Origin of the sequence: Collinsella sp. TF08-11AT (genome assembly GCF_003437035.1) — a bacterium.
In the GTDB taxonomy this organism is placed as follows: domain Bacteria; phylum Actinomycetota; class Coriobacteriia; order Coriobacteriales; family Coriobacteriaceae; genus Collinsella.
The window spans coordinates 60,694-79,195 of record NZ_QSRL01000005.1 but is presented as its reverse complement, the minus strand read 5'-3'; the positions used below and the strand labels follow the sequence as shown (position 1 = coordinate 79,195).

23 protein-coding genes and 2 pseudogenes are annotated in these 18,502 nt (G+C 61.4%); 22 read left to right on the top strand and 3 right to left on the bottom strand.

What is annotated here, in order from left to right; genetic code table 11:
• Nucleotides 1-272 precede the first annotated feature (272 nt).
• From rplC to rplX, 12 genes and pseudogenes are all read left to right on the top strand, one after another.
• Complete coding sequence (gene rplC, locus DXC79_RS04910) at nt 273-893, top strand: 50S ribosomal protein L3 (protein ID WP_035137484.1); 621 nt, start codon at nt 273-275, stop codon at nt 891-893.
• 46 nt (nt 894-939) lie between these two features.
• Nucleotides 940-1,566, top strand: a complete 627-nt coding sequence (gene rplD, locus DXC79_RS04905; protein WP_006235032.1) for a 50S ribosomal protein L4 — start codon at nt 940-942, stop codon at nt 1,564-1,566.
• Nucleotides 1,567-1,854: a 50S ribosomal protein L23 gene (gene rplW, locus DXC79_RS04900; RefSeq protein WP_022094197.1), complete on the top strand. Its 288-nt coding sequence runs from the start codon at nt 1,567-1,569 to the stop codon at nt 1,852-1,854.
• A gap of 179 nt (nt 1,855-2,033) precedes the next feature.
• Nucleotides 2,034-2,864: a 50S ribosomal protein L2 gene (gene rplB, locus DXC79_RS04895; protein WP_055250219.1), complete on the top strand. Its 831-nt coding sequence runs from the start codon at nt 2,034-2,036 to the stop codon at nt 2,862-2,864.
• 32 nt (nt 2,865-2,896) lie between these two features.
• Nucleotides 2,897-3,157, top strand: a complete 261-nt coding sequence (rpsS, locus tag DXC79_RS04890) for a 30S ribosomal protein S19 (protein ID WP_006235035.1) — start codon at nt 2,897-2,899, stop codon at nt 3,155-3,157.
• A gap of 14 nt (nt 3,158-3,171) precedes the next feature.
• Nucleotides 3,172-3,543 (top strand): 50S ribosomal protein L22, encoded by a 372-nt coding sequence (gene rplV, locus DXC79_RS04885; protein WP_006235036.1) that lies wholly within the window; start codon nt 3,172-3,174, stop codon nt 3,541-3,543.
• Between the two features lie 6 nt (nt 3,544-3,549).
• A complete protein-coding gene (gene rpsC / locus DXC79_RS04880; RefSeq protein WP_006235037.1) occupies nt 3,550-4,260 on the top strand; it encodes a 30S ribosomal protein S3 in 711 nt (236 codons plus the stop codon).
• Nucleotides 4,260-4,655: pseudogene (rplP, locus tag DXC79_RS04875) on the top strand (50S ribosomal protein L16); the annotation flags it as partial. The gene rpsC and the pseudogene rplP, both read left to right, overlap by 1 nt.
• Before the next feature lie 107 nt (nt 4,656-4,762).
• Nucleotides 4,763-4,978, top strand: a complete 216-nt coding sequence (gene rpmC, locus DXC79_RS04870) for a 50S ribosomal protein L29 (protein ID WP_006235039.1) — start codon at nt 4,763-4,765, stop codon at nt 4,976-4,978.
• 16 nt (nt 4,979-4,994) lie between these two features.
• On the top strand, nt 4,995-5,255 hold the full coding sequence (gene rpsQ / locus DXC79_RS04865) for a 30S ribosomal protein S17 (protein ID WP_006235040.1): 261 nt from the start codon (nt 4,995-4,997) through the stop codon (nt 5,253-5,255).
• Nucleotides 5,256-5,373: 118 nt separating this feature from the next.
• Nucleotides 5,374-5,742: a 50S ribosomal protein L14 gene (gene rplN / locus DXC79_RS04860; protein WP_006235041.1), complete on the top strand. Its 369-nt coding sequence runs from the start codon at nt 5,374-5,376 to the stop codon at nt 5,740-5,742.
• A 13-nt stretch (nt 5,743-5,755) separates the two neighbouring features.
• Complete coding sequence (rplX, locus tag DXC79_RS04855) at nt 5,756-6,061, top strand: 50S ribosomal protein L24 (protein WP_006235043.1); 306 nt, start codon at nt 5,756-5,758, stop codon at nt 6,059-6,061.
• Nucleotides 6,062-6,828: 767 nt separating this feature from the next.
• Here rplX and DXC79_RS10175 read toward each other — a convergent pair.
• A complete protein-coding gene (locus DXC79_RS10175; protein ID WP_231501554.1) occupies nt 6,829-6,930 on the bottom strand; it encodes an IS3 family transposase in 102 nt (33 codons plus the stop codon).
• Between the two features lie 292 nt (nt 6,931-7,222).
• Nucleotides 7,223-7,330 (bottom strand): annotated as a pseudogene (locus DXC79_RS10170) (hypothetical protein); the annotation flags it as partial.
• On the opposite strand from DXC79_RS10170, the gene DXC79_RS04845 reads away from it, so the two are divergent.
• The 8 genes from DXC79_RS04845 to DXC79_RS04810 all read left to right on the top strand — a co-directional run bounded on the left by DXC79_RS04845 (nt 7,287) and on the right by DXC79_RS04810 (nt 15,325).
• Nucleotides 7,287-7,688 carry a hypothetical protein gene (locus DXC79_RS04845; protein ID WP_199412197.1) on the top strand — a complete coding sequence of 134 codons (402 nt, stop codon included), beginning with the start codon at nt 7,287-7,289 and terminating at the stop codon, nt 7,686-7,688. The pseudogene DXC79_RS10170 and the gene DXC79_RS04845 sit on opposite strands and share 44 nt — an antisense overlap.
• 141 nt (nt 7,689-7,829) lie before the next feature.
• Complete coding sequence (locus DXC79_RS04840; protein ID WP_117635341.1) at nt 7,830-10,571, top strand: PRD domain-containing protein; 2,742 nt, start codon at nt 7,830-7,832, stop codon at nt 10,569-10,571.
• 123 nt (nt 10,572-10,694) lie between these two features.
• Nucleotides 10,695-11,168 (top strand): PTS sugar transporter subunit IIB, encoded by a 474-nt coding sequence (locus DXC79_RS04835; RefSeq protein WP_117635340.1) that lies wholly within the window; start codon nt 10,695-10,697, stop codon nt 11,166-11,168.
• Between the two features lie 9 nt (nt 11,169-11,177).
• Nucleotides 11,178-11,963, top strand: coding sequence for a PTS sugar transporter subunit IIC (locus DXC79_RS04830; protein ID WP_089572477.1), 786 nt, complete (start codon nt 11,178-11,180; stop codon nt 11,961-11,963).
• A 2-nt stretch (nt 11,964-11,965) separates the two neighbouring features.
• Nucleotides 11,966-12,799: a PTS system mannose/fructose/sorbose family transporter subunit IID gene (locus DXC79_RS04825; protein WP_089572476.1), complete on the top strand. Its 834-nt coding sequence runs from the start codon at nt 11,966-11,968 to the stop codon at nt 12,797-12,799.
• Between the two features lie 26 nt (nt 12,800-12,825).
• On the top strand, nt 12,826-13,224 hold the full coding sequence (locus tag DXC79_RS04820; protein WP_089572475.1) for a PTS sugar transporter subunit IIA: 399 nt from the start codon (nt 12,826-12,828) through the stop codon (nt 13,222-13,224).
• A 12-nt stretch (nt 13,225-13,236) separates the two neighbouring features.
• Complete coding sequence (locus DXC79_RS04815) at nt 13,237-14,361, top strand: glycoside hydrolase family 172 protein (protein WP_172676343.1); 1,125 nt, start codon at nt 13,237-13,239, stop codon at nt 14,359-14,361.
• A gap of 79 nt (nt 14,362-14,440) precedes the next feature.
• Nucleotides 14,441-15,325 carry an ROK family protein gene (locus DXC79_RS04810; RefSeq protein ID WP_197032144.1) on the top strand — a complete coding sequence of 295 codons (885 nt, stop codon included), beginning with the start codon at nt 14,441-14,443 and terminating at the stop codon, nt 15,323-15,325.
• A 116-nt stretch (nt 15,326-15,441) separates the two neighbouring features.
• On the opposite strand, the gene DXC79_RS04805 is transcribed toward DXC79_RS04810, so the two are convergent.
• Nucleotides 15,442-15,678, bottom strand: coding sequence for a DegV family protein (locus tag DXC79_RS04805; RefSeq protein WP_117563753.1), 237 nt, complete (start codon nt 15,676-15,678; stop codon nt 15,442-15,444).
• A 665-nt stretch (nt 15,679-16,343) separates the two neighbouring features.
• On the opposite strand from DXC79_RS04805, the gene DXC79_RS04800 reads away from it, so the two are divergent.
• Nucleotides 16,344-17,423: a Gfo/Idh/MocA family protein gene (locus tag DXC79_RS04800; protein ID WP_117635338.1), complete on the top strand. Its 1,080-nt coding sequence runs from the start codon at nt 16,344-16,346 to the stop codon at nt 17,421-17,423.
• A gap of 3 nt (nt 17,424-17,426) precedes the next feature.
• Nucleotides 17,427-18,173: a DeoR/GlpR family DNA-binding transcription regulator gene (locus DXC79_RS04795; RefSeq protein WP_055250213.1), complete on the top strand. Its 747-nt coding sequence runs from the start codon at nt 17,427-17,429 to the stop codon at nt 18,171-18,173.
• The last annotated feature ends 329 nt before the right edge of the window (nt 18,174-18,502 follow it).

Below are 18,502 nucleotides of genomic sequence, written 5' to 3'. Positions count from 1 at the left end.
GTGCTCGGGAGCCATCCACGCACTTTACCTGCGTAAACAATGTGAGTGAAATATGAATCTCGATGGATACGCCCGCAGCCGTGTATACTAAACAGCTGTGTGAAACCAGGGGAGTATTCTGGCTGGACAAAATGCCTGCTTAATAGGGTTGTCAGGTAGTCCGGGCGTAATACAAGACTGGGGAGCACGTCGTGTAAGTAGTGGTCCTCTAGGGGCGTACGCTCGGTGGTGTACGCATTGTCCCAAGACCACGCGAGAGTTGGGATCATATCTTGATCAGCATGATTCTCGGCCGCAAGATTGGCATGACCCAGGTTTGGGACGAGGACGATAACGTCGTTCCCGTCACGGTCATCCAGGCTGGCCCCTGCGCTGTCTCGCAGGTTAAAACTCAGGCAACCGACGGCTATGACGCCGTCCAGATCGGTTTCGGCGACATCAAGGCCAAGAACGTGAACAAGCCCATGGCTGGTCACTTCGCCAAGGCTGGCGTCGAGCCTGTCCGCTTCCTTCGTGAGGTCCGCGTCGAGAACGGCGAGGAGCACAAGGTCGGCGAGGTCGTCACCGTCGCTGATTTCGCTGATGTCGAGAAGGTCGACGTCATCGGTACCTCCAAGGGTAAGGGCTTCCAGGGTCGCATCAAGCGCTGGGGTCAGCGCCGCGGTCCTATGACGCATGGTTCTCACTTCCAGCGTCACCCCGGTTCTATCGGTCAGTGCGCCTATCCTGCGCGCGTCCTCAAGGGCGTCAAGATGGCCGGTCACATGGGTAACGAGCGCGTTACCGTCAAGAACCTTTCCGTTGTCCGCATCGATGCCGAGCAGAACCTCATCTTGGTCAAGGGCGCTGTCCCGGGTGCCAAGAATGGTCTCGTCGCCATCCGTATGGCCTAAGGGCCCAGCCCATTTAGCCCAGCGTCATACCAAGGAGAACACTTAAATGGCAAAGTTTGAAGTAAAGAACAGCGAGGGCAAGAAGGTCGCCGAGGCCGAGCTCGCCGCTGAGGTGTACGGCATCGAGCCGAACATCCACGTTATGCACCACATCGTCAAGTGCCAGATGGCCTCTTGGCGTCAGGGCACCCAGTCTGCTAAGGGTCGCTCTGAGGTTTCCGGTGGCGGCAAGAAGCCTTGGCGTCAGAAGGGCACCGGCCGTGCCCGCCAGGGTTCCATCCGTGCTGCCCAGTGGCGTCACGGTGGCGTTGTCTTCGCCCCCAAGCCCCGTTCCTACGCTAAGCGTATGAACAACAAGGAGGTCAAGCTGGCTATGCGCTCCGCGCTGTCCGCCAAGCTGGCCGATGGCGAGCTCGTGCTCGTCGACGACTACGGCTTCGAGAAGCCTTCCACCAAGGCTGCCGTCGCCATGCTCAAGGCTCTCGGCCTTGAGGGCAAGCGTCTGACCATCATCGTTCGCGATGAGGACGTCAACGCCTACCTGTCGTTCCGCAACATTCCCAAGACGTTCATCATCACTGCCGACGAGGCCAACACCTACGATCTCGTCAACAACAACGCTGTGCTGATGCCCGCCGACATCGCCGCTCACTTCGGGGAGGTGCTTGCATAAATGACCGCCCACGAGATCATCATCCGTCCGATCGTGTCCGAGCGTTCCTTCTCCGGCATGGAGCTGAACAAGTACACGTTCGAGGTCGCCAAGGATGCTAACAAGTATCAGATCAAGGACGCTGTCGAGGAGATCTTCGGCGTCAAGGTCGTTCGCGTGAACACCCTGACGGTCAAGCCCAAGACCAAGCGCGTGCGCTATGTCGCCGGCAAGACCCGTTCTTGGAAGAAGGCCATCGTCACGCTGGCCGAGGGCGACACCATCGAGGTCTTTGGCAACCAGGCCTAAGACTCGCTGCTGTTGAGTGAGCTCATGCCTCCCAAATGGGGGAGGCGAGAGCTCAAGGTTTCGGGCGTATAAAATGGACACGCCCGGAACCGTGTATACGTCCGGTGTCATCGCACCCGAGGCAGAACCTCGAATCCCTGTCTGCGATGGCTAACGGATTCCTATTGAAAGGGATTGTAATGGCTGTAAAGCACCTTAAGCCGACCTCCGCTGGTAGGCGTTGGCAGACGATCTCCGATTTCTCCGAGATCACCTGCACCAAGCCCGAGAAGTCTCTTCTCGAGCCCCTGCCCAAGAAGGCCGGTCGTAACAACAACGGCCGCATCACCACCCGCCACCAGGGCGGCGGCGTGAAGCGTCGTTACCGCGTGATCGACTTCAAGCGCAACAAGGACGGCGTGCCCGCCAAGGTTGCCACGATCGAGTACGATCCGAACCGTTCCGCTCGCATCGCTCTGCTGCACTACGCTGACGGTGAGAAGCGCTACATCCTGGCCCCCAAGGGCCTCGAGGTCGGTCAGACCATCATGTCCGGTTCTGACGCCGACATCAAGCCGGGCAACGCTCTGCCCCTCGCCGACATCCCCGTCGGTACGCTCATCCACGCCGTCGAGTTCCAGCCGGGCAAGGGCGCTGCTATCGCCCGTTCCGCCGGTAATTCCTGCCAGCTGATGGGTAAGGAGGGCAAGTACGCTATCGTCCGTATGCCTTCCTCCGAGATGCGCCGCATCCTCGTTACCTGCCGCGCCACCGTCGGTGAGGTCGGCAACGCCGATCACGCCAACATCGTCATCGGCAAGGCCGGCCGTAAGCGTCACATGAACGTGCGCCCGACCGTCCGCGGTACCGTCATGAACCCTGTCGACCACCCGCACGGCGGTGGCGAGGGCAAGAACCACACCTCTGGTCGTCCCTCTGTTACCCCCTGGGGTAAGCCGACGAAGGGCCTTCGTACGCGCAAGAAGAAGAAGGTCTCGAACCAGCACATCATTCGTCGCCGTAAGAAGTAATTTCGGATACCGAGTTTTAGGAGAAAGCACTTATGAGCAGAAGTCTCAAAAAGGGCCCGTTCGTGGAGACTCGCCTTCTCTCGCGTATCACCGCGATGAACGAGGCTGGCAAGAAGGACGTCGTGAAGACCTGGTCCCGCGCGTCCACCATCTTCCCCGAGATGGTTGGTCACACCATCGCCGTCCACGACGGCCGCAAGCATGTGCCCGTGTATGTTACCGAGTCCATGGTTGGTCACAAGCTCGGCGAGTTCGCGCCGACTCGTACGTTCCGTGGCCACAAGGCCAAATAGGGGGTTAACCGTAAATGGCAACTAAGTCTATTGAAACTGAGGCCACCGAGGTTCGCGCCGTCGCTAAGTACGTGCGTGTTTCCCCCAGCAAGGCCCGCCTGGTGGTCGATCTGATCCGCCGCAAGCCTGTCGCTCAGGCCTTCGACATCCTCCACTTCTGCGACCGCGCCGTCGCCGTGGATGTCGAGAAGGTTCTCCGTTCCGCCGTTGCGAACGCCGAGAACAACAACGGTCTGCGTGCCGACAACCTGGTTGTCGCCGCTGCCTATGTTGACGAGGGTCCGACGCTTAAGCGCATCCGTCCCCGCGCCAAGGGTTCCGCTTCTCGCATTCTGAAGCGTACTTCCCACATCACCGTCGTCGTTGCTCCTCGAAAGGAGGCGTAAAGCTGTATGGGTCAGAAAGTCTACCCCACCGGCTTCCGTCTTGGCATCACCGAGAACTGGCGCTCCCGCTGGTTCGCAGAGAAGGATTACGCTAAGACCCTCGGTAACGATCTCGAGATCCGCAAGTACCTCGAGAAGCGTCTTTCCCGCGCAGCTGTCTCCCGCGTCGAGATCGAGCGCGCTGGCGACAAGGTGAAGGTCATCATCCTCACCGCTCGCCCCGGCGTTGTCATCGGTAAGAAGGGTGCCGAAATCGATACCCTCCGCACCGAGCTCGAGAAGGTCGCTGGCGTCTCCAAGGGCCAGCTCTCCGTCGACGTTGTCGAGATCAAGCGCCCCGAGCTCGACGCCAACCTCGTTGCTCAGTCTATCGCCGAGCAGCTCGAGGGCCGCGTTGCCTTCCGTCGCGCTATGCGCAAGGCTGTCCAGTCCGCCCGCAAGGCCGGCGCTAAGGGCATCCGTATCCAGTGCTCCGGTCGTCTCGGCGGTGCCGAGATGGGCCGTCGTGAGTGGTACCGCGAGGGTCGCGTGCCTCTGCACACCCTCCGTGCCAAGATCGACTACGGCACGGCTGTCGCCAGCACCACCATGGGCGCTTGCGGCGTGAAGGTCTGGATCTACCTGGGCGAGAAGCTCCCGGGCCAGCCTGTTCCCAACCCTGCACTCGAGGGCTCTTCCCGTCCTCGTCGTCGTAACTCCGAGAGGAGGGGTCAGTAGTGCTTGCCCCTAAGCGTATTCTTCACCGCAAGGTGCAGCGTGGCTCCATGAAGGGCCAGGCCAAGGGTAATACCGAGCTGCATTTCGGCGAGTTTGGTATCCAGGCTCTCGAGGCCCATTGGATCACCAACCGTCAGATCGAGGCCGCTCGTATTGCCATGACCCGCTACATGAAGCGTGGCGGTCGTGTTTACATCACGATCTTCCCCGATAAGCCCATCACCAAGAAGCCTGCCGAGACTCGCATGGGTTCTGGTAAGGGTAACCCCGAGGAGTGGGTGGCCGTCGTCAAGCCCGGCCGCATCATGTTCGAGGTCAAGGGCGTGCCCGAGGAGGTCGCTCGCGAGGCTCTGCGTCTTGCACAGCACAAGCTTCCCATCAAGACCAAGATTGTTGCTGCCAAGAACGCTGAGCAGCGCATCGAGAAGGAGATGGCTGAGGAGGCCGCTCTCGAGGCCAAGTGGGCTGCTGAGGACGCCGCCGCCGCCAAGGAGGAGAACTAATGAAGCCCGCAGAGATTCGTGAGCTCTCGGACGCTCAGCTCGTTGAGAAGCTGAAGGAAATGCGCGCCGAGCTCTTTAACCTTCGTTTCCAGATGGCCACCAGCCAGCTGGACAACACCGCTCGCGTCAACACCGTGAAGAAGGACATCGCTCGCGTCCTCACGGAGCAGCGCGCCCGCGAGATCGCAGCGGAGAAGTCCGCTGTCGCCGAGTAGGACCTAAGGAGAGAACATGACTGATTCGCGTAACTCGCGTAAGGTCCGTACGGGTGTCGTTACCTCCGTCTCCGGTGCCAAGACCATTGTTGTCACCATCACCGAGCGCAAGCGTCACCCCAAGTACGGCAAGATGATGACCAGCTCCAAGAAGCTGCACGCTCACGACGAGGAGTGCACGGCTGGCGTGGGCGATACCGTCCGCGTTATGGAGACCCGTCCTATGTCCAAGATGAAGCGTTGGCGCCTCATCGAGGTCGTCGAGCGCGCTAAATAAGCAGTCGCTCTTACGACTTGTACGTTTCCGAAGATGTGCGTATGCCTGGCTTGCATACCACGGGCCGTATAAAGGCTGCGCACCTCTCTTCGGTTCTTAGTTCGGAGGAACATCTACCATGATTCAGATGCAAACCATGCTGAACGTCGCCGACAACTCCGGCGCTCGCAAGATTCGCTGCATCAAGGTGCTTGGCGGTTCCAAGCGTCGTTATGCAGGCATCGGCGATGTGTTCATCGGTGCTGTCCAGGAGGCTACCCCTGGCGCCAACGTCAAGAAGAAGGACGTTGTCCGTTGCGTCGTCGTTCGCACCGTTAAGGAGATCCGCCGCAAGGATGGCTCCTACATTCGCTTTGATGAGAACGCCTGCGTTGTCATCAACAACGATGGTTCGCCCGTCGGCACCCGTATCTTCGGGCCCGTCGCTCGCGAGCTTCGTGACAAGAAGTACATGAAGATCGTCTCGCTCGCTCCCGAGACCCTGTAGTTAGGGGAGATATATGTATATCAAGAAGGGCGATAAGGTCCAGGTTCTCTCTGGTAAGGATCGCGGCAAGCAGGGTGTTGTCCTGCGTGCTCTCCCCGCCGAGAACAAGGTCGTTGTCGAGGGCGTTTCGGTCGTCAAGAAGGCCGTCAAGCCCAACGCTGCCAACCAGCAGGGCGGCATCGTTTCGCAGGAGGCTCCCATCGACGCCTCCAACGTCAATCTCGTCTGCCCCGAGTGCGGTAAGGTTACCCGCGTCGGTCACGAGAAGGACGGCAAGAACAAGCTGCGCGTCTGCAAGAAGTGCGGCCACAAGTTCTAAGCTGCCCGCAACATCAAGTTGCTAGCAAAGGCCCGGATGCCACGGCACCCGGGCCTTTTTCTATCCCCACTCGATGGCTTCGGTTCTGCCGTCCCGTCATTCCGGTTGCATCCAGTTTTCGGTGCCGTCTCGAATCGAGTGCCGCCAGGTGATACCCTGTCGCGTTTCGTCGGCTTCGGGGACAAAAGTCGGGACAACTCCAAAAACTATTTTCGAACTCAGGGCTTTGAGTTTTTGTTTTTGTCCCAAAGGGCGCGGCGGGATGCCTTTGGAGGCTCGATAGCGCCGAAAACGCCCGTTTTGAAACTTAAATGCCTTTTCGCGTGCAAGCCGCCAGCTGCAATAGGAAGTGAATCAACGCAGGTGGCTTTCAAGCAGTTTGCAAAACTGCAGGTCGCAGGTCTTCATTGCCAGTAGGAGAAATGAGTAGTCTCAGGTGGCTTGCCCATGAGTTGACGAACGGGATTTGAGCTTACGCTGACGTCCGGAAACGCTTCGAGCACGGCGTTACGTTTTTGGGGTTTGGGCGTAGCCCCTGCACCCGCGAGCGCGGGCCTTAAGCCCGCCGAGAGGGTGACGCGTCGAAAACGAAGGGGAAAGAGAGAAGGGGCCGTCCCTATCATTCAGGTTGCGACCGAAGAAGACAAGGAGACCCCCTGAGCCTGAATGATGCCCCACAGACCGCGTCCGACCGAGCTCAAGCCGAGCTTTTCCTGACGTCCGCCTTCGCGAAGATGATGGCTGGATTGGCTATGGATTGGCAACACTTATTTGGACGATTCCGGGAGGGACGGCCCCGCCTCCCTGAACTCGACCGGCGACATGTAGCCCAGCGTCGAGTGGATCCTGAAGTTGTTGTACCAGTGCACGTAATCCAAGAGCTTGGCTCGGAGCTCGCGCGTCCCTCCTCGGTCCTTCGGAGTGGCCGACGATCTCCCCGTTGCAGAGGTCGACGAGCAGGCAGACGTAGTTCCACGACGCCCCGACGCGCACGCAGACCAAGTCGCTGCATATATGGGTGCACGGCGCCCTGCCGCCGAAGCCGCGCGCGACGACGTTCGACACGTCGGCCTCGTTGACCGCCCCGGGGTGCACCTTGAACCTCTTCCTGCCGTATGCGCCGGCCAGGCCGTTCTCCCTCATGATGCGGCAGACGCGGCGCCGGCTGACGGTAACGCCCGACCTCCCGGGCGACGCCTTGATCTTGCGCGATCCGTTCCGGCCCTTGCTGGCGGCGTGCGCCGCCGCGGCCGCCGTCGCCCCCGACATTAAGGTCCTCAAGGGCCGCGTCGTCTCCGGCGACCAGTTCGTCTCGCCCGCGGAACAGAAGGAGCGAATCCTCGCGACCTTCGGCGACCTGTGCTGCGAGATGGAGGGCTGCACCATCGCGCAGGCCGCTTATCTCAACGGCGTGCCCCTCGTCGTCGTGCGCGCCATCAGCGACAAGCCCTGCGCCGAGGGCCGGGTCGTGACTACAACACTTTCGAGAAGAAGGCCGCCTGCGACTGCGCCCGCATCGCCGCGCGCATGGTTAAGCTTTAGGCCCTGCGCGCCGGGGCCCTTCTTTATGTTGGGACCCCGGCGCGCCGGGCCCTTTCCAAAGCGAAGTGTCGAGCGGAAGTGTTGAGCGTCGGCCCTGAATGTTCAATGGCCGTTGTTTTCTGCCCCTCAAGTGGTGGACTTTTCCTCGGAGCTGTTGATTCCCCCACGCGCCCCCTTCCGTTCTCTGTTCTCCCCTTATACTCCTTGTACGAGGAGGTAAGAAGTCATGGACAAGACCACACAGGACAGCTTGGCAAAGAAACCCGTCGACATGAGGGACAGGATTCTCGAGCATCTCGAGGCCCTCACCTCTGCCGTCTCGCTCGACGACCTTGCCCGTCTGTCCACCTCCGACATCGCCGAGACGCTCATCATCTCCAGGAGCCTGGCGAGCCAGTACCTCAACGACCTTGTTCGCGCCGGTCTTGTGGTTAAGGTGGCGGGCAGGCCTGTCCGTTATTTTCATCGCCGCGCGTTCCAGAAGCGTTTTCAGGTAAAGCTCTCTGCAAGCGAGTACGCCTCGCTCGCCGACCTCATCCAGGCGACGGGAATCGCCGATCACCGCGACTTCGCGCGTGCCGTGGGCTTCGACATGAGCCTCAGCTCCGTTGTCGAGCAGTGCAAGGCTGCGGTTCAGTACCCTCCGTTTGGCCTGCCCATCCTCTTGAGCGGCGGCGTGGGTGTCGGTAAGTCTTTCCTTTCTCGCCTTGTGTACGAGTACGGCAAGAACCAGGGCTTGCTGTCCCGCGACTCCTCCTATGTGCGCATCGACTGCGCCGGGGTCCCGGACGCCGCCTCGTTCAACGGGCTTCTTGACGAGTCGATCGCGAAAGCGCGCGGGGGTGTGGTCTTTGTCAACGGCATCGAGGCACTCTCTCCCTCTGCGATGGAGCACTGTCTTGCGACGGCCCTCGGGCTCGATGCCTCCCAGGATGCGCCGCGCGCTCGCCTCGTTCTTTCGACGACGCTTTCCGCCGATGACCTGAAGGTTTCCTCGGCCTACAGCAAAATGCCCATCTGTGCCCGCGTCCCCTCACTCAAGGAGCGGACCCCCGAGGAGCGCGAGGATCTCATCTTGAGCTTCCTGCGCAGCGAGGGGTGCCGAATCGGTTCTGATGTGAAGATCAGCCGCGGCGCATACCGTTGCCTCGTGAACGCGGACTTTTCCGATAACATCGCCGGCTTGCGCGCCTGCGTGACGAACTGCTGCGCCAAAGCGTTCCTCAATCGCGAGGGCGACTACGTCGTCGTTCGCCCGTATCTTCTTCCCAGCGGGCTCCTCTCCTCCGCGCAGATCGATCAACAGCCCGACGATGGCGTTCTGATCGACGCGTCTCTGGATGCCGCCGAGAGCACAGGGCCGGTCGAGCAGGCGCTCGATGCCCTGTGCTCCCTCGATGAGCGATTCTGCGCCGGGGAGCTCTCTGTCTCCGAGCTTGTCTCGCAAGCTGTCTCCGCTGTGCGCGGCGTTGAGGATCACTTGATCTTCGACCACGGCGTCGCCTCCTCGAGGTCGCGCGCCTTCGAGCGCGTCGTGGGCGCGGTCCTTGCCGACGCAGGCTCTTCTTATGGCATCGAGCTTTCGAGGAAGGTCGCTTTTCTACTGGCCCAGGAGATTTGCCTGCAGTTGTGGCCGGGTATCGGCCTGGCTAAGCGAAAGTCTGCCTGTGTGGAGCAAATCTCCCATCTCCTCGGTGCCGTGACCTCCGAATTGCCGTTTGCCTCGAGTGTCTCCGATCAGGTCGCCGCAGACGTGGAAGGGGCGCTGGGAATCTCGCTCGATCACTTCACGAAGACGCTTCTGACGCTGTGCGTCGCATCGGAGTCTCGCGATGCGAAGGCCCTTCGGACGCTCTGCGTCATCTTGTCCCACGGCTACTCAACGGCGACGAGCATCGCCGACGCGGCGAACCGTATGCTCGGCATGCATGTGTACGAGGCTGTCGACATGCCCTACGACCAGCAGCTGAAGGACATCGTCGGTCCGCTCCAGCGCCTCGTCGACCGCCATTCCTACTGCACCGGGGTCGTGTTCCTCGTCGACATGGGCTCCTTGGAGGAGGCCTATAAGGCCCTCGAGAACGTTACCGACTCCACTATCGGCGTGGTGAACAACGTCTCTACCGGTCTTGCGCTCGAGATCGGGGTCGGGCTGCTCGGCGGCAAGTCCATCGCCGAGGTTCTTGGCGATGCGACCGCCGCGTGCGTGACGCACTGCAAGGTGATCGAGCGCGTCAACCGTGAGGACGCCATCGTCTTCTGCTCCGAGTCCGGGGTCGACGCCGCGGAGAGGATACGCCAGCTCGTCTCGCAGAGCCTCCCGCGCACCATAGGCGCGCGCCTGCTCACGAGGCCCTTCAAGCAGCTCGTCGCGAACGGGTCGAACGACGCCGTTTTCTCCGAGCACCGCGTCTGCGCCGTCATCGGCACGGGAGACCCCGGGGTCGCCTCCGTCCCCTTCGTCGCCCTCGAGGACATCATGTCGACGGCGTCCGCCTCTAAGGTTGATGCCGTGTTCGGCAGGTGGCTTGACGCTTCCGAGCTCTCTTCTTTCCACGAGAAGCTGCTCTCGAACATGACGCTGCAGAACGTCATCCGCTCCATCACCATCCTCGACCCGGAGCGGCTATTCCATGAGATCGAGAGCGCCGTGCACGAGCTTCAGCGCAGGACAGGCGAGAAGATCGGCAGCAACGCCATCATTGGGCTCTACGTTCACCTCTGCTGTCTCGTCGAGCGCCTTGTTACCAGAAACCCCATTGAGACCTACGTTGGCCAGGACCGCTTCGAGGAGGAACGCGCCGATTTCATCGAGTCCTTCAGGCAGAGCTTCTCGAGCATCTCGACGCGCTATCGCGTAGAGGTTCCCGTAAGCGAGATCGCATATGTCTTCGACTACATAAGCGTGAGCGCCGCCCCGGCGCGAGAAGAGCGCCTCGGCTCCTCGGACCTCCTGCTCGACGAGTGACCTTCCCCGCGCCGCCGCAAGCTGACCGCGCGTCCTCAATAATCCGATAACCCCTTGCCCGGCGCGAATCCGGATAGCGCCGAGGCAGTACCGAACGCAAAACTTCATTTGATAGGAGCAAACATGAGTGTTGTTATGGCACGAATCGATAATCGCCTGCTTCACGGCATCATCGTGACGCAGTGGGCCCCGGTGTCGGGCGCGACCCGAGTCATGGTCATCGACGACAAGGTCGCCGGCGACGAGGTCCTGAAGTCCACCATGAGGATGGCGCGCCCCGCGGGCATGGCCGTTTCGATCATCTCCGAGCAGACCGCGCTCAAGAACTTCGCCGCGGGCAAGTACGACCGCGAGAAGGTCTTCGTCATCGCCAAGGAGCCCGAGACGATGCTTCGCCTGGTCGAGTCGGGCGTCGAGCTCCCGTCGCTGGTCGTCGGCGGCTCGCTCGTCAAGGAGGACGGCATCCAGCTCACCCAGCGCGCCTACGCCTCCGCCGAGAACGTCCAGAGCTACAGGGCGCTCATCGCCCGTGGCGTCAAGGTGACGGCCCAGTTCGTGCCCGCCGACAAGCCCGTCTCCGTCGCAGACCTCATCTAAGGGGGAAATATGGTCAACTTCACTATCCTGCAGGTCGTCCTTTTGACCCTGCTGGCCTTCATCAAGCACGTGGACTACTACGGCATCCCGATGATCTTCGTCAATTACGCCGTTTTCTGGGGCCTCATCACCGGAGTCGTCATGGGCGACTGGAAGACCGGCCTTGTCATCGGCGGCACCATTCAGCTCATGCAGCTCGGCGTCGCGGGCTTCGGCGGCTCCTCCATTCCCGACTACGGCACGATGGCCATCATCGCCACCGCCTACGGCGTGACCCTGGGCTCCGACACGGGCCTCGCCATCGGCCTGCCGGTCGGCATGCTCGGCATCCAGCTCGACGTCGTCGCCAAGATCCTCAACGGCTTTGTCGTCGAGAAGTCCCAGAAGTTCTGCAACGAGGGTAAGTTCAATCAGATGAACGCCATCCTGTGGGTCTGCCCCGCGCTCTTCGGCCTGTGCGCCGCCCTGCCCGTCTTTGTCTCCGTGACGCTCGGCCAGCCCGCCGTCAACTGGCTCCTCGAGGTCATGCCCCAGTGGTTCCTCTCCGGCCTCACCCTCGCCGGCAAGATGCTCCCGGCCGTCGGTATCGCCATGCTGCTCCGCTACATGCCAACCGCCAAGTACTTCCAGTACCTGCTCGCCGGCTTCTTCCTCTCGGCCTTCCTGAACGTGCCCATCATCGGCGCCGCCATCGTCGGCGTTGCCCTCGCGATTGCGTTCTACCAGCGTGCCGAGAGGGACACCGAGCTCGCCGCCCACGCTTCCGCAGACGCCTTCATCGGAGAGGATGAGTAACCATGGAAAACGAGAACATCACCGCCGTCGCCGAGGGCAAGCCCTCCGGCTACAAGGTCACCAAGAAGGACCTGCGCAACGCGAACTGGCGCTGGCTCATGAGCGTGTGCACCTTCAACTACCAGACCCAGCAGGGCGCCTCAGTCGCCTACGCCCTCTCGCCGGTCCTGAGGAAGATCTACACGAACGACGAGGACTATAAGCAAGCGCTCAACAACCACTTCCGCTACTACAACACCCAGCCTTGGCTCGCCGCCATCATTCTTGGCGCCTGCGTGGCCATGGAGGAGCGCGACGGCCTAGCGGCGGCGGACGCCGTCCAAGACCTGAAGATCGGCACCATGGGACCGCTCGCCGGCGTCGGCGACTCCCTGCTCATGACCATGATCCCGACCATCATGGGCTCCATCGCCGCCTACATGGCCATCGAGGGCAACCCCGTGGGAGCCGGCATCTGGTTCGCGCTCATCCTGGCCATCTTCTGGGTCCGCATGCACGCCCTCGAGTTCGGCTACAAGCAGGGCGTGAAGCTCGTCACCGACTTCAGCGAGAAGCTTCCCAACCTCACTGCCGCCGCCTCCGTGCTCGGCCTCACCGTGGTCGGCTGCCTCATCGCCTCGGTCATCGGCGTCACCTGCCCGATTAGCTTCAGCTTCGGCGACGTCGCGATGGAGATTCAGCCGCTGCTCGACAAGATCCTGCCTGCCATGATCCCCGCCGCCATCACGGGAAGCGCGTATTACCTTCTTACCAAGAAGAACGCGAGCATGACGGCCCTCATCCTCGTGGTGATCGTCCTCGCGATGGTCGCCTCCGCCGCCGGCATCCTCGCCTAGCTTCGACCCAAGAGATTGGTGAATCAATGAGAAAGATAGTTGTGGCGAGCCATTCCCTTCTCGCCCAGGGCTTCAAGGACACCCTCGAGTTCCTTACGGGTAAGGGCGACGCCGTCAACGCCGTGTGCGCCTACGTGAACGACAACGGCGAGGGGCTCGACGCGGCGGTCGAGGCGGCTCTTTCGGGCACTGACGAGGTCGTCGTCCTCACCGACGCGTACGGCGGCAGCGTGAACCAGCGCTTTTCCCGCTTCGCCTCCGACCGGATCCACGTGATCGCGGGTGTCAACCTCCCGCTCGCCATGACGGTCGCGCTCGCGCGCCCCGACGAGAAACTCGACTTCGACGCCCTCGTCAACGAGGCGCGCCAGCAGATCATCTACGTGAACGGTGCCAGTTCCGCCGAGTGCGACGACGACGAATAGAGGAGGTCGACGATGAGAGAGTTCCTTAAGGACGTGTGGATGCACGGCGGTGAGGAAAGCCGCGCCATCACCCCCGAGAACATCACGGGCGAGAAGGGCCGCGCCGCCATGTCGGCCAGCCACCTCGGCGTCGGCCGCAAGGGCTCGTGCTGCGTGCCCCTTGAGTCCGGCGAGACCATCACGCTCGCGGACATCGAGGGCCCCGGCATCATCCGCCACATCTGGATGACCGTCCCCGACAAGACCGCCGCCGGCAGCTTCGTCATGCGTGACCTCGTGCTGCGCTTCTACTGGGACGACGAGGAGACCCCCTCGGTCGAGTGCCCTGTCGGCGACTTCTTCTGCAACGGCTTCGGTGAGCGCGCCATCGTCAACTCGATGCCCATCTGCGTGAACCCGACGGGCGGCATGAACTGCTACTTCGAGATGCCCTTCAGGAAGCACGCCAAGGTCACGCTTACGAGCGAGCACCCCGGGTTCATTAAGTACATCTTCTACACGTTCAACTACGCGCTCACCGACGTGCCGGACGACGCCATGTACTTCCACGCCCGCTTTAACCGCGAGCGCAGCACCCGCAGGGGCGTCGACTACACCGTGCTCGACGGCGTGCGCGGCAAGGGCTACTACGTCGGCACCTACATGGCCCTGTGCGCCCTGGAGCGCTATTGGTGGGGCGAGGGCGAGATGAAGTTCTTCCTCGACGGCGACGAGGAGTTCCCCACGGTCACCTCGACGGGAGCCGAGGACTACTTCGGCGGTGCCTGGGCCTTCCTCGACAGGCCGCCCCACGCGCTGCCCGAGGCGCAGTGCTTCAACACGCTGTTCGCCGGCTACCCGTACCGCTCGACGCGCGACGCCACGCGCGACCGCTTCAGCGCGGGCAAGCCGAACCCGAATCCGATGCTCGCGACTAACGACGACGCGCTGCCCAGGCACGGCCTCTACAGGTGGCACCTTCCCGACCCGATCTCGTTCAAGGAGGACCTGCGCGTGACGTTCCAGGACCTCGGCAACGACGACATCAAGCTCTACGAGCGCGAGGACGACATCTCCACCGTCGCCTACTGGTACCAAAGCGAGCCGCACGCCGTGCTCGCCCCGTTTGCCGCAAGGCAGGACCGCGTGCCCAGGTAGGGTCGCCTCGAAACAAGCCAACGTTATGGGCGCCCGCGGTTGACCATGACTGCGGGCGTCCCTTTGTAAGGAGGATCACATGAGCGAAAAGCAAATGAGGCTCGGCGCCCTCGAAGCCGGCGGGACCAAGATGGTCTGTGCCGTGGTGTCCGGCGACGGCGAGGTCCTCGACCGTATGGAGACCCCGACGCTTACGCCCGCCGAGACCGTCCCGCAGATGATCGAGTGGTTCACCGCCCGCGATGTGGACGCGTTGGGCATCGGCGCCTTCGGCCCGACCTGCGTCAACCCCAACGACGAGCGCTACGGCTCCATCCTCCAGACGCCCAAGCTCGCGTGGCGAGGCCATGGTCTTCGCGCCGCGTTCGCCGACGCCCTCGGGATTCCGGTGGCCTACGACACGGACGTGAACGTTGCCTGCCTCGGCGAAGTGGTCTTCGGCTGCTGCAAGGGGCTCGAGGACGCCGTCTACGTGACCATCGGCACCGGCGTGGGCGCGGGCGTCATGTGCGCGGGCAGACTCCTTCACGGCATGCTGCACCCCGAGGCCGGTCACATGCTGGTAAGGACCCGTCCCATCGAGGAGGGACGCTGCGTCTGCCCGAGCCACGCGAGCTGTCTCGAGGGGCTCGCCTCCGGCCCCGCCATCGCCGCGCGCTGGGGAAAGCCCGCGGCCGAGCTCGCGGACAACGATGAGGTGTGGGCGCTCGAGGGGGATTATCTGGGGCAGATGTGCGCGAACCTCGTGCTCATGTACTCGCCTCGCCGCATCGTCCTCGGCGGCGGCGTGATGCACCAGGAGCAACTCTACGGCATCGTCCGCAAGAAGACCCTCGAATATCTGGGTGGCTACATCCAGACCGCCGAGCTTAAGGACATGGAGAGCTACATCTGCGCCCCGGGCTGCGGCGGCGACCAAGGAATCCTCGGCGCGGCCGAGCTGGCAAGAAGGGCGCTCGCGTAACTTGCGCTCTCTCCGCCATACAACGCGTTAAGAAAAGACGAGCGCTTCTTGCCAATTGAGCGGCAAGAAGTGCTCGTCTTTTGCATTTGTTTTTGGGGCAGGACGCCCCGCCTCCGCTAGAGTCCCTGGACCGCCACACCCACGAGGTTTGGACCGGTGTGGACAAGAAGCGCGGGGCTGATGTCGGAGCGGACGACCTCCACCGCGTTGGCCACGCACTCGCACAGGGCCTGCTCCATGCGGTCGTAGAGGTCGGCGTGGGCCGAGGTGCGGCTCGCGGCAAAGCGCACCTTGGGGTGCTTCTCGACGATGGCGGCGATGAGCTTGACCTCGGTGCGATGCGGTACTTGCACAGCCATTTCGTGTACGCGAGGCTGTTGGCTTTCTGGGCCACAGCAATCACCTTCCCCCTAGTATGATGACCTGAACAATCCTCATGCTAGGGGGAAGGTTTTTGTCGCGTAGCGGAAATTGGCCTCCACCCGCTGAGCGGGTGGCTTTCTATGCCGCGCGTGCCGTGCGGCACGGACTAAAGTCCATGAATAAAAACGAGGAAGGCCACGTCCGGCCTCCCTCGCAAAGAGTCTCTGATTGCTCCCACTCATTGGGGACAGACTTACATGAGTGATTGCACTCATTGGGGACAGACTTAAATGAGTGCTCTTGAAATGCCGGCGCCTGGGGACGTTCTTTTTCTGTCTGCAGTTTGGGACGTTCCTTTTCTGTCGGCAGTTTGGGACGGTCCTTAGAGCTGCAGCGCGCCATGAGCGACGAGGCGAAGCGGATCATCCTGTCTTTCGAGTTCTAAGCAGAATTCCCCGTCTCTGAGTAATGATTAGTGCGCATTTGTGCGTATTTGTGTGCGTAGGATTGCGTGGCTATGCGTGTATAAGCACCGTCTGCGGCTGTATTATGACCATTTGGCGGTTATATACGCAAAAGTACGCACATACGCGCTAATTTGTGCGAATATAGAGACGGCAGAAATGTTAGACGCTCCATGACCCAGGAGGCACATATGGCAGATTTCAAGCAGGCTCCACTCGACGCGGCGGCAGCCGCCAAAGCAGCGTTCGCTTCGGTCCAGGACAAGCCGTTCCCCGACGATATCTTTACGGCTCCCGAGCTCCGTTGGGCTGTGATCGGGTGCGGTGTTATCGCCAACCAGATGGCCCAGTCTCTCGCTCTTGCCGGCCGCAAGCTTGCGGGCGTTGCCAACCGCACACTGTCCAAGGCTCAGGCTTTTGCAGAGCAGTATGGCATTGAGAAGGTCTATGAAACGGTCGAGGACCTCTACACCGATCAGAACATCGACGCCGTCTACATCACCACCCCGCACAACACTCATATCACCTATCTGCGCGCTGCGCTGGCAGCTGGTAAGCACGTGCTCTGCGAGAAGGCCATTACCCTCAATTCCGCTGAACTCGATGAGGCCCGTGCCATTGCCGCCGAGCACAACGTGGTCCTTATGGACGCCACCACGGTGCTCCACATGCCTTTGTATCAGGAGCTGCGTCGTCGCATGGATGTCGGTGAGTTCGGCCGCATGAATCTTGCTCAGTTCAACTTTGGCAGCTACAAGGAGTACGGCGATCTGACCAATCGCTTCTACAACCGCAACCTTGCTGGCGGTGCCATGCTCGATATTGGCGTGTATGCCCTGTCCGTCATGCGTCTCTTTATGGCCAGCCAGCCCGCCGAGGTCGTGTCTCTAGGCAACACCTGCGAGACTGGCGTCGATGTTGCGGGCGGCATCGTCTGCCGTAATGCCGAACAGCAGCTGGGCGTGGTGAGCCTTACGCTCCACTCCAAGCAGCCCAAGCGCTCGATCATTAGCTTCGACAAGTGTTATATCGAGGTCAACGAGTATCCGCGTGCCGATCACGCGACCATCGTGTGGACTGCCGACGGCCACCGCGAGGAGGTCCACGCTGGCACCGAGGCCTACGCACTGTGCTACGAGATGGCCGATCTTGAGAAGGCCGTTGCCGGCGACGACTCCAAGCGCGAGCTGCTGGATTATGCTTCTGATGTTATGGAGCTTATGACCAAGCTTCGCGCCGACTGGGGAGTCGTGTACCCCGAGGAGGAGTAAGCGATGCTTGCGGAAGATAGGCTCAACGCGATTGTATCGATGGTGCAGCAGGCCGGCTCGGTTACCGTTCCGGAGCTTGCTGAGGCCCTGGGCGTGACGGCGTCTACCATTCGGCGCGATCTGCAGACGCTCGACCGAGCGCATCGCATCGCCAAGGTCCACGGTGGGGCGACGAGTCTTGAGCGCGCGCACGTGACGCGCGACCTAACGCTTAATGAGCGCAGCGACCTCCATAACGATGACAAGGAGCGTATCTGCGCCCGTGCGGCGGCGCTTGTGGAGCCTGAGAGCTTTGTATACATCGACTCGGGCTCGACGACGCTCAGGCTCATCGAGCATCTTCCCCACCTTGAAGATGTCACCTACGTGACCGATTCCGTGCTCCATGCTCAGCGCCTTGCTTTGCGGGGTATGCGTACCGTGGTGCTGGGCGGCGAGCTCAAACCCGAGACCGAGGCGCTCGTTGGCCCCGATGCCTTGGCAACCTTAGATCGCTACAACTTCAACTGTGGCTTTTGGGGCTCTAATGGCATCGCCGCCGAGCAGGGCTTCACGGCGCCCGATATCGAGGAGGCCCAAGTAAAGCGCATCTCGATGCGTCATACGGCCAAACGCTTCGTAATCTCGGACGCCAGCAAATTTGGCATGGTGGCGCCCGTCAAGTTCGCGGACTTTCGCGATGCAACGATCATCACCGCGGGCGAGGTGCCCGCCAAGTACCGGGCAATGGACAACGTCGTCACGGTCTAGCGGCGGGGCAAGGTCAAAACCATTTAGTTTTCTCAATAGAAAAGCGGCAACGTCCATCACGGACGTTGCCGCTTTCGTCGTCTACTGGTTCTGTCTAAGTCTGTAACAACTGGACCGTTAAAAGTGGGATAGGTGTTACAGATTGAGATGCTTCCGAACCGCGCCGTCCCTTTGTCTCAATCTGTAACATCTGGGATCGATTTTGCCGAGTTACTGTTACAGATTGAGATTTTCCCTTAAGGGGGATTCGAATGTCTCGATCTGTAGCAGATAGACCGGAAAATGGGTTCTAACTGTTACAGATCGAGACGTTTTGGGACCGCGGCTGA